At 56.4% G+C, this 14,285-nt stretch carries 16 protein-coding genes and 1 pseudogene; 7 read left to right on the top strand and 10 right to left on the bottom strand.

Going from position 1 to position 14,285, the window contains the following annotated elements:
* Positions 1-5 precede the first annotated feature (5 nt).
* From JJQ51_RS20175 to JJQ51_RS20185, 3 genes are all read right to left on the bottom strand, one after another.
* Positions 6-1,115 carry a PAS domain-containing protein gene (locus JJQ51_RS20175; protein ID WP_371865535.1) on the bottom strand — a complete coding sequence of 370 codons (1,110 nt, stop codon included), beginning with the start codon at positions 1,113-1,115 and terminating at the stop codon, positions 6-8.
* A gap of 339 nt (positions 1,116-1,454) precedes the next feature.
* Positions 1,455-2,105 carry a ChrR family anti-sigma-E factor gene (locus JJQ51_RS20180; protein ID WP_145634965.1) on the bottom strand — a complete coding sequence of 217 codons (651 nt, stop codon included), beginning with the start codon at positions 2,103-2,105 and terminating at the stop codon, positions 1,455-1,457.
* Positions 2,102-2,680 (bottom strand): sigma-70 family RNA polymerase sigma factor, encoded by a 579-nt coding sequence (locus tag JJQ51_RS20185; protein WP_233790131.1) that lies wholly within the window; start codon positions 2,678-2,680, stop codon positions 2,102-2,104. Before JJQ51_RS20185 ends, JJQ51_RS20180 begins: the two co-directional genes overlap by 4 nt.
* 210 nt (positions 2,681-2,890) lie before the next feature.
* Here JJQ51_RS20185 and JJQ51_RS20190 point away from each other — a divergent pair, with 210 nt between their 5' ends.
* The gene (locus JJQ51_RS20190; protein WP_233790129.1) at positions 2,891-3,391 is read left to right on the top strand and encodes a TspO/MBR family protein; all 501 of its coding nucleotides are present in this window, start codon (positions 2,891-2,893) and stop codon (positions 3,389-3,391) included.
* A gap of 39 nt (positions 3,392-3,430) precedes the next feature.
* Here the strand turns inward: JJQ51_RS20190 and JJQ51_RS20195 are convergent, their stop codons facing one another.
* Genes JJQ51_RS20195 through JJQ51_RS20215 form a run of 5 tightly spaced genes read right to left on the bottom strand, consistent with a single transcriptional unit; the run spans position 3,431 to position 7,702 of the window.
* Complete coding sequence (locus tag JJQ51_RS20195) at positions 3,431-3,850, bottom strand: DUF2177 family protein (RefSeq protein ID WP_186450343.1); 420 nt, start codon at positions 3,848-3,850, stop codon at positions 3,431-3,433.
* A gap of 32 nt (positions 3,851-3,882) precedes the next feature.
* Positions 3,883-4,254, bottom strand: a complete 372-nt coding sequence (locus JJQ51_RS20200) for a DUF2147 domain-containing protein (protein ID WP_113396213.1) — start codon at positions 4,252-4,254, stop codon at positions 3,883-3,885.
* 28 nt (positions 4,255-4,282) lie between these two features.
* A complete protein-coding gene (locus JJQ51_RS20205; protein WP_145634973.1) occupies positions 4,283-5,515 on the bottom strand; it encodes an SAM-dependent methyltransferase in 1,233 nt (410 codons plus the stop codon).
* On the bottom strand, positions 5,502-6,335 hold the full coding sequence (locus JJQ51_RS20210) for a DUF1365 domain-containing protein (protein WP_269245187.1): 834 nt from the start codon (positions 6,333-6,335) through the stop codon (positions 5,502-5,504). The genes JJQ51_RS20205 and JJQ51_RS20210 overlap by 14 nt, the downstream gene beginning before the upstream one ends.
* Positions 6,332-7,702, bottom strand: a complete 1,371-nt coding sequence (locus JJQ51_RS20215; protein ID WP_269245188.1) for an NAD(P)/FAD-dependent oxidoreductase — start codon at positions 7,700-7,702, stop codon at positions 6,332-6,334. The genes JJQ51_RS20210 and JJQ51_RS20215 overlap by 4 nt, the downstream gene beginning before the upstream one ends.
* Positions 7,703-7,871: 169 nt before the next feature.
* On the opposite strand from JJQ51_RS20215, the gene JJQ51_RS20220 reads away from it, so the two are divergent.
* The 3 genes from JJQ51_RS20220 to JJQ51_RS20230 are packed head-to-tail and all read left to right on the top strand — an operon-like array spanning position 7,872 to position 10,231.
* On the top strand, positions 7,872-8,672 hold the full coding sequence (locus JJQ51_RS20220; protein WP_269245189.1) for a DUF1295 domain-containing protein: 801 nt from the start codon (positions 7,872-7,874) through the stop codon (positions 8,670-8,672).
* A gap of 3 nt (positions 8,673-8,675) precedes the next feature.
* Positions 8,676-9,704, top strand: coding sequence for an SAM-dependent methyltransferase (locus JJQ51_RS20225; protein ID WP_269245190.1), 1,029 nt, complete (start codon positions 8,676-8,678; stop codon positions 9,702-9,704).
* Positions 9,701-10,231 (top strand): hypothetical protein, encoded by a 531-nt coding sequence (locus JJQ51_RS20230; RefSeq protein ID WP_269245191.1) that lies wholly within the window; start codon positions 9,701-9,703, stop codon positions 10,229-10,231. Before JJQ51_RS20225 ends, JJQ51_RS20230 begins: the two co-directional genes overlap by 4 nt.
* A 154-nt stretch (positions 10,232-10,385) precedes the next feature.
* Here JJQ51_RS20230 and JJQ51_RS20235 read toward each other — a convergent pair whose 3' ends face one another.
* A complete protein-coding gene (locus JJQ51_RS20235; protein ID WP_269245192.1) occupies positions 10,386-11,303 on the bottom strand; it encodes a LysR family transcriptional regulator in 918 nt (305 codons plus the stop codon).
* 125 nt (positions 11,304-11,428) lie between these two features.
* On the opposite strand from JJQ51_RS20235, the gene JJQ51_RS20240 reads away from it, so the two are divergent.
* From JJQ51_RS20240 to JJQ51_RS20250, 3 genes and pseudogenes are all read left to right on the top strand, one after another.
* A complete protein-coding gene (locus JJQ51_RS20240; RefSeq protein WP_269245193.1) occupies positions 11,429-11,965 on the top strand; it encodes a hypothetical protein in 537 nt (178 codons plus the stop codon).
* Positions 11,966-12,077: 112 nt separating this feature from the next.
* A pseudogene (locus tag JJQ51_RS32970) lies at positions 12,078-12,245 on the top strand (alcohol dehydrogenase catalytic domain-containing protein); the annotation flags it as partial.
* A 218-nt stretch (positions 12,246-12,463) separates the two neighbouring features.
* Positions 12,464-12,958, top strand: a complete 495-nt coding sequence (locus tag JJQ51_RS20250) for a zinc-binding dehydrogenase (RefSeq protein WP_269245194.1) — start codon at positions 12,464-12,466, stop codon at positions 12,956-12,958.
* 203 nt (positions 12,959-13,161) lie between these two features.
* Here JJQ51_RS20250 and JJQ51_RS20255 read toward each other — a convergent pair whose 3' ends face one another.
* A complete protein-coding gene (locus tag JJQ51_RS20255) occupies positions 13,162-14,175 on the bottom strand; it encodes an aldo/keto reductase (RefSeq protein WP_152096491.1) in 1,014 nt (337 codons plus the stop codon).
* Positions 14,176-14,285 lie beyond the last annotated feature (110 nt).

Raw genomic sequence — 14,285 nt, forward strand, 5'->3', positions numbered from 1 at the left:
TCCTTCTAGCTTTCAACCCGTAAAGTGAGGTCCACGGTTGTGTGCCGCCCCTCGCGCTTTCGATCTATCATGGCACCAACTTGCAGCGCCGATCTGTCAAGAATCAGCCGGCCCAATTCTGAGCTCACCTCATCGGGAGACACGGGTTCTGATATGTCCTCCACCCTGATAAGAAGGCGGTCGTTGAAGCGCTTGACGACAACATGAATGTCGCCTCCGCTGTCCCTGATCCCACGGCGGAGGGCGTCGCCGACCAGCTCGTTCACGATAAGTGCAAGCGGCGACGCCTTTGCCGCCGGAACATAAGCCGTCGAAATATCGAGTGTCAGTCGTATATCATCACGCTTGATAGCTCCGAGCAGGTCCAAAACGAGCTCATACACGAAATCACCCAAATCAAAGCGAGTGACGTCGTTGGTTGTAAAAAGCTTACGCTGGACAATGCTTATTGCTTCGATTCGGTTGAGCACGGACATCAGGGCATTTTGCTGGCCATGGTCCCCCGTCAACCTCAATTGCATCTTGACGATCGAAGCCATGGTCAGAAGATTGTTTCTGACACGGTGATCGACTTCGTGAATCAACACGGTCTTTGCCGCAAGTGCGGCGCGCAAATCGTTGGTGCGATCTCTGACCTCTTCTTCGGCTTGATGACGGGCTGATGCCAGATCCGCTTCCCTGCTTTTGATGTTCGTGAAGTCGAGTTGCGAAGCGAAGAAATAAATAATCCGACCTTGGCGGTCCCAAACGGGGCTGATGAACAATGCATTCCAGAACGCGCTGCCATCCTTCTTATAGTTCAAAATGTCGACGGAGACACCGCGCCCGCCGGCAAGTGCATCGCGGACGGCAGCGACAGTCTCCCGACTCGTCCCTGGACCTTGCAAAATTCGACAATTGCGCCCGATCAACTCGTCGTTCGAATATCCCGTTAACCGTTCGAAGGCTCCGTTGCAAAAGATGATCGGATTGTCAGGTTGATTGGGGTCAGTAATAATCATCGGCATACGCGTTGCCTTGAATGCCGCGGCGAAAGGGTCTTCGCTCGAATGAGCCGCTACAAGCCGTTCACCAGCTTGCCTTGCCTCTTGCTGATCCTGATCTCGGTCCATAATACTCGATCCCTTGTCTAGAGGAGCGAAATTGGGGATAGCCGATTAATTTTAACAGTATTGCCCTTCCGATTGCGCGAACAAATCCTCTGATACGTCACCCCGATATGTGACTAACGCTAAGATTAATCCTTAGCTTCTCTCTCAATCAAGTGTACATCCAGGATTTGCCTTTTTTTTGAGGCGCCCCGATATTGACGTTTCAATCAGAATTATTCCGTCTCCACCCGAACACTACCGGGTCTACTCTCCGTTGAACTCCACAACCGAAATGACTAGAACGAATTATTGTTCCGAACAAACGATTTGAGGCCTCTCCCCTTAGCAGTCGGTCAAACGCAATCAGATGCCGGCAAAAGGCGCGAGCAATCTGCCGAAAAATCCCTTAAAGCGGACATGTCCTTCGATAGCTGCCAGGGATATGCACTCGCCGTCGCTGCCGATCACCGGGCTATGATCCGTCTCATCATCACCCTCGACGAAGTCACCCGGCTCGTAACGATTATTGCCATCCGAAAACGATCCTTTCAAAACCTGCGTCACCTCGAGATCCGTATGCCCGTGCGCCGGCATGTGCTTATTCGCTTTTACCTTCAGCAGGATCACGTTTGCTTCTGGTGCGTGAGGCACGCGAATACGGCTAAGCCTGACTCCCGGCCCTACGGGGCGCCAGGGACCAACTTCGCAACCAGCCAATGGGCTCGGAAGAATGATGCCATCGACGGAAGCCCGTGATCGACGCGGCGCGATATGGCTGGGATTCCCGTCTTGATCCAAACGCGCAAGCGTTTGTTCGAGAGCTCCAGGAGAAAGCGCCTGTGGTTCCGTCCGGATCAGCATCTCCCCGCCAACGGCCTCGAACGTAACTACACGCCTCTGACAGAAGGGGCAGCCACTCAAATGAGCGGCAACGACGAGTGAAGGACCGGCCGGCAACGTGCCTGCAGCAAAACGCAGGAGAGTCTGATCGCTGGGATGATGCTTATTCGTCATAATGTTTCTTCCAGCATGTCCCTAAGTTTTCCAAGTGCACGCCTGATACGAGACTTCACAGTGCCAAGCGGCAAATCCAATTCCCTTGCAATTTCAGAGTGAGGACGATCACGGAAAAAGGACAATCTGATGATCTCTTCCTGTTCGGAACTCAGCGCTTGAAGCGCGGCGCGAACCTTTTCCTCGTCCGCCCTGATAAACAAAATCTCCTCAGGCGTGGGTTCAGCGGCCTGCATGACCTCAGTTTCGTCACCATACGACTGATTTGACGATTTTGATTTCCGCTGAAAATCAATCCGCAAGTTGCGGGCGATCGTGAAAATCCATGTCATCGCATTGGCACGCGCCGGATCGAAATAAGTCGCCTTGCGCCAGACCACAAGCATCGCCTCCTGGGCGATTTCTTCGGCAGTTTCAGCCGTCGAGCCCGAGCGCATCATGAACGCCTTGATCTTGGGCGCCGCGAAATTGAAGAGCTCGGCAAAGGCCTGACGATCCTGACGGATTGCTATCGCCAGAACAAGTTGATTGACCGCTTCTCGCGACAATGGATCGTGCTCGTGCAAAGTCGTCACCGCTCGTCTCCTTTCGAAGGAGATGATGCTGTTCTGTTTGCCACGGCTATCGATAGGCGGTGCTGAAACATACATGCGCTTTCTACGATGGGCAATGCCGCATGGATCCCATGATCCGATCCAGAAAAATCCACGTATCAGATTTGAAGAGCAGGAACAAAGGCTTCGGTTTGGGAAACGCCGTGCAGGAAGCGGGCGAGAAGAGAGATCATGATGCCGCGAAAAACAGTGAACCAACAAAAGCCTTTGCTGAAGGCCGGCCTCGCGGTGACCCCGGTCATCTTAACCCTTGTTCTCGGACAGTGGGCGACCTTGCCGAACATTGAGGGTTGGTATGCCGGCCTTGCCAAGGCCGCATTCAATCCACCGAATTGGATCTTTGGGCCGGTCTGGGCAAGCCTCTATGCACTTATGTCCTTTGCGGTCTGGCGCATATGGATACTTCCAGGTGATCAACCGCAAAAGTCGGCGGCGCTCATTTGCTTTTATCTGCAACTGGCGCTCAATGCCGCATGGTCATGGGCGTTCTTTGCGCTTCATAGCCCGCTACTTGGGCTTATCAACATCGTTCCGCAATGGATTTTAATCCTCCTCACAATCCTCAAGTTTCGCCTCCTCGACCGGATCGCTGCTTACAGCCTTGCGCCTCTCGCTGTTTGGGTTGCCTTCGCGATAGCGCTCAATTTCGAAATTTGGCAGCTAAATCGCTGAATGTGCAAGCTGTCGCCAACAACAACGCATACCTGATCCTCAGCCATGTGTAAGAGATCCGAGGAGGCGCGCCGTTACCGCTTGCCCACAACCGGCGGCAATGCCTGAGACGATCGTACCCCAACATAGATCGGCCAAGGTCAGAACAGTCGACCAGTTCCTGAGTGTCGCCTGATTGGTCAAATCATAGGTAGCATAAGCCGTAAGGCCGAACATCGCCCCGCACACTATAGCAGTCTGGATCGACTCCCCGATCAGCCCCGGGCGAACAGCGAGAACCGTAAGTCCAAACGCATAAATCAGATAGAAGGCGATGGCAGGCGCGAGCCGGAAGTCAGCTGCAAGCATGTCTGCCATTACAGGCCGGTAAAGACGATCTGTCATGCTGTTCAACCAGATAAAATCGATAGCGACGAACACGACCAATGTGACAACATAGGCGACGACATAAGTTTTCACCACATTCTCCATAGCGGCCTTCCTTCGGTCGATCAGCGGATGCGTGTCCAATCGACGCCCCGGCAAATCAGGCCGGCAATAACACAACCCCTCGTGGACATGCGATCGCCATCCACTTTCACTGTAATCCGGTAGCTCAAATCACGTTGGGGATCGAAAGCCTCGCCGGAATAGAAGCCATCTTCATCGGGCTTGATCGTCATCACCAGCTTGTCACCAGCCCTTTCACTTGGCGTTCCCGGCTTGATCCAGGTATTTGTTGCACAGATGTCCGATCCGCAGGGGGCAACTCTCACTTTGGCGTTGCCATCTGCCCGAGCCCATAGGCCCTCGATTCCGGCCGCTTGCGCATTAGTTGCGGACGCTGCGGCCAGGTAAACAATCGCTCCAATCATCGCTCTCATGCCTGGATCTCCTTTTAACCGCCGACCTTCATGCGTGCTCAAGTGTATAAAGTCCGACGTCGATGCTCCCCTCCTCAAAGCCGGCTTCGCAATAACAAAGGTAGTAGTGCCAAAGGCGCCGGAATCGCTCGTCAAAGCCTAGGGCCGCAATGGCAGGCCAGCGCGCATGAAAACGGGTGCGCCACTCAAGAAGCGTCCGTGCGTAGGATTGGCCAAAATGCTCTCTTGCCGCGAGTCTGAAGCCCGCCTTTGCAACAGCTTCCTCCAATGCGGGATCGGAGGGCAGAAAGCCACCGGGAAAAACATACTTCTGGATGAAATCCGAGCCGCGCCGATAGGCATCAAAACGCTTTTCATCAATTGAGATCACCTGCAGCACAGCCTTGCCACCTGGTCTCAAACAACGTTTCAACGTTGCGAAGTATTCCAGCCAATAGGCTTCGCCGACTGCCTCGAACATTTCGATCGAAGCGATCCGATCGAACTGACCTTTAAGATCACGGTAATCTTCCAGACGCAGGTCCACCAGCTCTGTCACGCCGGCATTCGCGGCCGCCTGCCTCGCCCAGGTAAGCTGTGAGGGTGACAAAGTGATACCGGTCACCTTGGCGTTGGCACGGGCCGCCATGAATACGGAAAGAGCACCCCAGCCGCAGCCGATTTCCAACACACTCTGGCTAGGATCGAGCGCAAGATTTTTGAGAACTTGCTCAAGTTTTTTTTGCTGGGCGGCTTCGAGAGTGAATGTTGAATCGTCAAAAATTCCCGAGGAATACAGCATCGTGGGGTCGAGCCATTGGCTGTAGAAATCGTTGCCGAGGTCGTAATGTGCCTCGATATTGCGACGGCTGCCATGCTTCGTATTGGCATTGAGAAGATGTTTTGCCCTATTGAAGAACCGCATTGTGGTGCTGCCTTCGATAGCCGGCGCTAATGCTTCGATGTTTTTGGCCGCGAAGCGGATGACTGCGGTCAAATCGGGAGTCGTCCAGTCCTCATTGATGTAGCTCTCCGCAAAGCCGATATCTCCCGCAAGCATCAGGCGAGGCAACAGGCGCCAACGCCGCATGTTGATGATAGCCTCCGGCCCTGGTTCAGCGCCGTACTTTTCAACGATCTGCCCTGATGGCAACGAAATCCTCACGTGGCCGTAGCGAACGTCGCGCAACAAGCTCATAAGAAGGCGGCCGACAAGACCAAACCTCTCAGTCCTATGGGACGCACGCATCGAAGCGCCGGAGAATTCGTCAAAATGGCTCATGAACTTCAACCTTGGAATTGCGTGTTTTCCCGTCAGCGGGAGATGGACTAAAAAACGAAACGGGACTTTCGGGAGGAAGGGGGCGTATGCGCAAACCGATACCTTTCAGCCAGATCTTGAGCGCTTCCCAATGAATGCCTCCGACAACACGAAGTGTGAGAAAAGGGATGGCAAAAAATGCCTTTAGCAATGCGCCGTCCGTAAGCTCGCTGCGACGGGCGATATGCCTGGCTGTGAGTACCGGCCCATCGCGATCGAAAGTCTCGATTCGGATGGAAAGAACGTTGGTTGGGGGCGACACGCGGAACTCATACCGCAAATCCATGTCCATAAAGGGCGAGACGTAGAAGGCCTTGTCGCATCGCTGAATAATTTGCGATCCGTCGTTCGCCTCCACCGGGATCATATACCCATGGCGCTCACCGAACGTATTGTCCACTTCCCAGAGGATGGCTTTGAGCGACGCATCCTTCGAGTAACAGAAGAACACACTGAGCGGATTGAAAGCCCAACCGAACAGTCGCGGCATCGTCAGCAACCGCACCGGACCGCCATCCGGCTCAACCCCAGCGCGACGCATACTCCTCTCGACCTGCTTCTTAAGATCGTCCCCTGATCGATCGCCCCTATCCTTGCTATAGAAAGAAAAAATGTTGAAGCGATCTATGGAAAGAAGGCGGAGCCGCCGATCGATCTGGTCAAGCTCATCAAGATCGAGCAGCAGAGAATAGATCCTGTAGATCAGCTTGTGCTGCTTCGGCCTTACACGAGCATGCGTGACCAGGCCGGAAAAGAGTGCAGATTGAAGGTCCGCGCTCATGCGGTAACCTCCACGTCCAACGACAGCTCGGCGAAGCGATCAATCGGCTTGCGCACGATCCGGGAACTTTCCTGCGGCACCTGCCAGGGTCGCCGCAAGCCGCCAAGATCCTCGGCAACCGCAAGGCCCGCCTGAATGCCGTCCTCGTGAAAACCCGCGCCGAAATGCGCGCCGCAGAACCAGGTATTGCGGACACCTTGAAGCGACCAGATTTCCTTCTGTGCGCGATCGGTCAGGAGATCGAAAACGGGATGTTGATATGTCTCACGGCAGATGACCGTTTCCTCCTTCGGCGCCCGTCGCGGATTAAGCGTGACGAAGGTCGGCGGTGCCGCATCCAACGGCTGCAGCCTGTTCATCCAATAGGTGATGCAAGGCTGAATTGGCCCATCCCGCGTATCGGCCACGTAGTTCCAACTGGACCAGGCAGCGCGCCGTTTCGGCATGAGCGAGACATCGCTGTGCAGGACCGCTTCGTTCCGCGAATAGCGGAAGGCACCCAAAATACGTCTTTCCTCGGTGCTTGCGTCCACAAGCATTCGAAGCGCCTGGTCAGCATGGGTGGCTATCACCACATCGTCGAAGAGTTGATGGCCGCCGGTGCCGTCCTCAAGCTCTACGCGCTGTGATCCGCGCTTTATCGACTTTACTGGCGTCGACAACCGGATGCGGTCGAAAAAGCTGTTAGTCATGCGGGCAACATATTCGCGGCTGCCACCCCTTACAGTGCGCCATACAGGGCGGCCCCATAGATTGAGCAAGCCATGATTGTTACAGAAGCGGACAAAACTTGCCGCTGGATAAGCGCCGATCTCCATAGCCGGGGTCGACCAGGTCGCAGCCGCCATCGGGTAGAGATGGTCGTCGCGGAAGGCGCAGCCGTAGCCGTTGCGGCAGAGATACTCATCAAGCGAAATGCCGTCCATGTCGGGCAAGTCCCGCGGAGCATTACGGTAGAAGCGCAACAGATCGCGCATCATCGACCAGAAACGCGGGCTGACGATATTCGATTTCTGCGCGAAGAGACCAAGCCCGGTGCCGCCGGAATATTCATAGGCACCGTCGTCGATCGAAACGGCAAAGGACATGTTGGAGGCAGCCGTCGGCACGCTGAGCGCGCGGAACAAAGCCGTCAGATTGGGATATGTAACCTCGTTGTAGACGATGAAGCCGGTATCAACAGAGACGGGCCCTGAGGCGCTTTGGAAGTTAACCGTGTTACTGTGGCCACCGACGCGATCGCTGGCCTCGAAGACGGTCACATCGTGCCGCTTCGAGAGGAGCCAAGCAGCCGAAAGTCCCGAAATACCGCTGCCTATGACCGCAATGCTCAGGCGGCGGCCGCCTTTTCGATCGTAGTGACCCATAAAACCCTCGTCTCCCGCAATAAGCTCTTGGCTTTCAAGGCAGATACGGAGGGCGGCGGCTGCTGGTTTCGCACAAAGAGAGATTTTTTCGAGTAGCACGAAACCGGTTCAACCGACCGTCCGTAAATAATGCATAGAGACACAAGAGCGCATCAATGCGAGCGAACGGATGGATTGGTTTCTTTTAGCTCTCGTGGTTGTCGGCATATCGCTGGCGATGGCCGGCGCCTGGATCGTGCAGCGGACAACCGGCATGAGTGGGTGGATCGACACCATTTGGTCTGCGGCTGTGGGCTTGGACGGCATCTTCACTGCTTGCTGCGCAGACGGTCCGTTCTCGCGCCGGATGATGGTGATACTCATCGTGGCAGCCTGGGCGCTGCGGCTCACCTGGCATATTGGAGTTCGCACCAAAGGCGGCGGAGACGATCCGCGCTATGCCAAACTGATGAAGGACTGGGGCGCCAGTGCCGGCTCACGGCTCTTTATCTTTCTGCAGGTTCAGGCGCTTGCGGCTTTCGTCCTCGTATTCGCAATCTATCTCGCGGCGATGAATGACAAGGCCTATCCGGCAGTAACGGATTGGCTTGCCGTGTTACTTGCCACCACGGCTCTCGCCGGCGAGACAATTTCGGACGCACAGCTCGCCCGATTTCGTCGAAGGCCGGAAGCCAGGAGTGAGGTGTGCGAGACGGGGTTGTGGCGTTATTCCCGCCATCCCAACTATTTTTTCGAGTGGCTGTTCTGGTGTTGCCTTCCACTATTCGCCGTCACAAGCTCGCCTACGAGTTTTCTATCGCTGCTCGCACCGGCGTTGATGTATTGGCTGTTGGTGCATGTATCCGGAATTCCCCCGTTGGAAGAGCATATGCTGCGCTCGCGCGGCGATAAATTTCGCGCTCTACGGCAGCGCGTGAACGCCTTCTTTCCGGGCCCCCGCAAAACCGAATTCGTTTCCCAAGGAGAATAGTCTATGAATATGCTGGCATTTGCGATCAACGCCGCAGAGCGCACACCGCTTACGGACAGCATGACGCTGGCTGGAATAGATTTTCTCTGTGCACGCACGAAACACCGCCTATCGACGACTTCGCAAGATGCTGAAAATATGTTTGTCGAGGCAATGGGCAATTTTCCGATAGCGACGCATACCGATGAAGCCAATCGCCAGCATTATGAAGTCCCGGCGGAATTCTTCAGCCTGACCCTCGGGCCTCAACGAAAATACTCCTGCTGCCTTTATCCGAACCCCCATACAACGCTGGCGGAAGCCGAGACCTATGCACTTGCCGAAACTGTAGAGCATGCCGAAATCAAAGATGGAAACAGTATCCTGGAACTGGGTTGCGGCTGGGGTTCACTGTCGCTCTATCTTGCACAGCAATTTCCCAATTCGCGAATTACATCGGTTTCAAACTCCGCCTCACAACGCGAATACATTCTCGCCATGGCGCACAAGCACGGTCTTGGCAATCTTACCGTCATCACGGCAGATATGAACGGCTTTACGACCGAGGGACGCTTTGATCGTGTGATCTCGGTCGAGATGTTCGAGCATATGTCCAACTGGCGCACCTTGCTGGAGCGTGTCCGCGCATGGCTCAATCCGCAGGGCAAGCTTTTCCTCCATGTCTTCACCCACAAGGACCGCTCCTATCGCTTCAACCATCAGGATCCGGCCGACTGGATTGCCCGTCATTTCTTTACCGGCGGTATTATGCCGGCACATGATCTGCCGCATCGCTTTGCCGACCTGTTTTCAGTCGAACTGGAATGGCGCTGGTCCGGGACGCATTACCGCCGGACGGCGCTCGACTGGCTCGCCAACTTCTACCGCGAGATCGATCGTATCCAGCCGATCTTCGCTAAAGTCTATGGCAGGGACAGCGCGCTCTGGCAGCGCCGCTGGCGGCTCTTTTTCCTGGCCACCGCAGGCCTGTTCGGCCATGATAAGGGTCATGTCTGGGGGGTAGGCCACTATCTTCTGAGGCCGGCGGAATGAGGCAGCCGGCGCTGGATCCAAGGACTGGGGCAACGGTTACCATTGCCTGGATTATCATAGCCAATAAACCCTTCTATCCATTTTATGTCTGGTGGCTGGTTGGCGATGGCGTAGCGACGTCAGCTATAACGCTCGCCGCGATTCCCTTATTTTTGGCGATCCCATTGGTGGCCAGAAAATCGCCGTTCAGTGCTCGGTTGGCGCTGCCGCTGATCGGCACGGTCGATACAGTATGCGAATCCGTCCTTTTCGGAAGAGCGTCTGCTACGCTCCTATTTCTTGCACCCTGCATGGTGCTGACACTGGTTTCGTTCCAACCCGATGAGAAATGGTGGCAGCGGGGTGTCGCCTGCTTCATCTTCATCTGTTTCGCGATATGCTGGTGGAGGCTTGACGAGCCCGTCTTTCCGTGGACTAGCAATCAAATCGCTACCCTGTTGAGTATCAATGTTTTCGCAGTCGCCAGTCTGATGACGTTTATCGGCATACGTTATGCCGGGACATCGCCCGAAAGCACGTCTTTCTAAACGAGCTGGGCTTAGGCGTAGCGATATAGAATTCTTCAACAATCGCAATATTCGAAGCTCTTGAAGGAATGCGAACTTCAGTGCAACAGAAAAAGCGAGTTCGACGCGCGTTTGAAACTATGAACCTTTGACGGGATTGGGTTTGCAAACAGCGTCATGACCAGATGGGCGGCGATCCGATAAAGGCCTTGAGCCTGTCCGTGAACACTCGAACCTTCGCCGATGGCTCATGGAGCGCGCGCAGGAGGTGGATGCCCGGAAGCTTGCCGTTCCATGCCTTGTCGTCCAGCGGAATGCGGATCAGTTCGCCTGCCTTGATTGACGGTCCTGACACCCAGGCCGGAAGCAGGGCGATCCCCATTCCAGCGATCGCCGCACTGTTCAATGCCTCGAAGTCGTCCGAGCGGAAGGTGACGCGGTCGCACACCTTATCGCTGGCCGGGCTGCCCAGGAGATCCGACCAGCCCAGCAGATCATTGCCGTGAAGCTTGTCGAGCAGTCTGTGCCTTTTCAGGTCGTCTGATGACTGTGGCGTCCCCAAGCGCTCGAGGTAGACCGGGCTTGCGGCCAAGACCCGCGTCAGAGGCGCGATCTTTGTGGCGATTAGCGAGCTGTCCTGAAGCTCCCCCATGCGGATGACCAGATCGAGTCTTTCGGCCACGGGATCCGCGAGGCGCTCCGTCAGATCGAGTTCCACCCTGAGAGCTGGATATTCGGACATCAACGGACCCAGGATCGGAATGACGTATCGTTTGCCGAACGTCGGGAAACAGGCAATCCGCAGGGTGCCACCGACAGAACCGTCGAACGCGGCAACTTCGGCATGGGTGTCGGCCAGGTCATCGAGCAGACGCTGGGCACGGTCATAGAGATGCCGGCCCGCATCGATCATGGAAAGGGCCCGGGTGGAACGAACCAGCAGTCGAACGCCAAGATCCTGCTCGAGCGCATCGATCTGGCGAACGATCGCCGAAGGGGTTACCGCACGCCGACGGGACGCAGCTGAAAAGCTCCCGGAGCGGACAACCTCGACGTAGACGGCCAGATGTTCGGCAAAACGTGGATCTCTCATCTTTGCCTACAGCGCAAAACGGTTTCGAGCATTGAGATCGTTATCATCAAAGAACATCCGGAGCACATTCCTTCTCGTCAACAGGGCGCTTGTCTAGCCCGTCACTCAACAGAAGGAAGTACAACGTGGTCAAGGTTCTCGAAACAATTCTCTCGCGGTCGGCATATTCGGCCGACATCGATGTCCCCTTCGAAAAGGTCGACATCGCAGATTGGCTCTTCACGCTGCCGGAAGCCGAATATCTGCGCTGCTGCGCGCCGGATCATATCGCAGCCGGTATCACGTGGACGGATGATGGGCGTCGCATGTCGATCAACGTCGAACAGATCGGCTCCGGACTGGTCGTCCAGCACTATGTCGCCGAGGCTGCCGAGGCTGCCTATTGCCGCATGAACTCCATCTCGGATGTGTTCACGGCGAACGGCCGCACGCAGGTCAACGTGGTCTGGGAACTGATCGCCGAGAAGATCGACAAAAACCGGACGCGCTACACCAATCGTGTGACGGCGCATCCGACGGATGCTTTCATGACCTTTTTGGAAGAGCACGGCGTCACTTACGAGGACGCAGCCGCCGCCCGGCAGGCGGCCGGTGGCGATCACAATCGACGCGAGACGCCGCTCTTTGCCGCAAGCATCGCACGGCGTGCTCTCGCCAGGTAAGGATGGACCAATGAAAGTGATCATCTTCGACGACTTTGGTGGGCCGGATGTGCTCCGGCTCGCAGAGGTTCCTTATCCTGAGCTCCGGCCGAGCGACATCCTCGTGAAGGTCATGGCGTCTGGCGTCAATCGGGCTGACCTCCTTCAGCGCGAAGGTCATTATGGCTCGCGCGCCTTTGGAGACAGTCCTATCCTCGGCCTCGAGGTCGCCGGGGAGGTCATCGCTGTCGGCGAGGCCGTCTCGGAGTTTTCCGTCGGCGACCGTGTCATGTCGATCGTCGGCGGCGGAGCCTATGCGGAAGTCGCCAGAGCAAACAATGGCCTGTCTGTCCACATACCAGCCGGTATGTCCTATGTAGAAGCGGCGGCGGTCATGGAAAGCTTCGTTACCGCCTACGAAGCCCTGTGCCATCTCGGCCAGATACGGCCAGAAGAGAGCGTGCTGGTCCATGCCGCCGCCGGTGGGATGGATCCGCTGTGGTCCAGCTTGCGGTGGCGATGGGAGCCAGAGTGTTCGCAACTGCCTCCGACAGCAATATCGCCAAGATTCGTTCCCTTGGCGCCGAGGCTGTGTGGGATTACCGCCGGCAGGATTTCGAGGCGGAGATCATCGATGCGACTGGATCCTGCGGCGCCGATCTAATCATCGACTTCGTTGGCGGAAGCTATTTGGCACGCAATATCCGCAGCCTTGCTGAAGGCGGGCGTTTGGTGCAGGTCGGGCTGCTGGGACGGGACGACAACGCGATCATTCCGCTCGATATGGTGCTCTACAAGCACCTGAAGGTGATCGGGACTGTTATGAAGTCCCGCGCCATCGAGGAAAAGCGCGCCATGGTTCGGCATTTTGCGGACAACGCGCTTCCGATGTTCGGTGATGGACGGCTTCGGCCACTCGTCGGCGAAGTCTTTCCACTTGATAGAGCCGCAGATGCCCATCGCCGCATGGAGGCGGGTGGTGGGTTTGGGAAGATGGTTCTTGAGGCAGGATGAACAAGGAAAGGGGTGAGCTCTTGATGGGAGTCGAACACACGACCCTTCCAACCTAGATCACCAGCCGCTGAAATCCACGAGATTGTCTCGCGCGGTTATGACTGCTTGCGGCCCAACGAAACTCCAATTGAGAGCGCATCGCCGATGGGTTATTGCGGTCGCGACACGACGGCAAAGAGACCTAACCCGTCAGTCCCGTCATCCTATTCGTGGAGCGCCGACTGGAGCCCCGCCAGCGCCTGATCGACCGCGGCCATCACATCTGCTGGCAGCGGTCCCTTGGCCAGGGCTCCGGCGTTTTCCTCGACTTGAGCAACCGTGCGGAAGCCGGGAATTGGCAGCGTGCGCGGCGAACGCGCCCACAACCAGGCAAGCGCACCCTGTGTGAGCGTTCGACCGCCCTCGGTCAGCAGATTGCGGACCGCTTCCAGGCGCGCGGCGAATTCGGGAGCAATCCTGCCGTCCTTGAAGTAGACCATCCAGTCGAGGCTCGCACCACGCACATCTTTTTCTCCGACTCCCTTGTCAGGCGTGAACTTACCGCTGAGCAGCCCCATGGCGAGCGGACCGCGATTGATGGAAATCAGACCATTACGCTCGATGACATCGATCATCGCCGGGACCGGCTCGAAGACGTTCATCGTATGCTGAACCGAAACGAACCCTGAGCGATGCACGTGACGTGCGGCGCGGTCCGGATGATCCGTACTCCAGCCGAAAGCATCGATCTTGCCTTCGGCCTTGAGCGCTTCAAGTGTCTCAAATACCTCGTCAGAAGCTTCGAGCGGAAAATCGTTAAGATGGAACTGCAGCAGATCCAGACGATCACGGCGCAGGCGACGCAATGACGTCTCAGCGGACTGCCGGATAAAGGCAGGATCGGAAAAGGCGCCCGTGGCTTGCTTGGTCTTCTCGTCCGTCGCGAAGCCGAATTTGGTGGCGATGGTGATATCGTCCCGATTGCCGATCGCCCTGCCGACCACCTCTTCGGAATGACCAGCCCCGTAATTCGAGGCGGTGTCGAAGAAGCGAATGCCGAGATCCACCGCCCGGTCGATGGCACGGACCGATTCATCATCATCGACGTCACCCCAGCCGAGCGGCACATCGCCAGCATAAAACGGTCCGCCGATCGCCCAACATCCCATGCCCAGGCGTGGGATTTCCCGGCCATTCCAGAGCGCCATTGTGGTCGTGCCATCGGGTTTGGTCAGCATGTCGTCCTCCACGATCATCTATCGTTGCAGGCAGACATAGGGAGAGATGCCAGGGCGATAAACAACCAAATCTGCAGGGTATTTTTCATCGATGAAAAACGGCTGGCGGC

This window comes from Rhizobium sp. AG207R (assembly GCF_027109195.1).
Classification (GTDB): Bacteria; Pseudomonadota; Alphaproteobacteria; order Rhizobiales; family Rhizobiaceae; genus Rhizobium; species Rhizobium dioscoreae.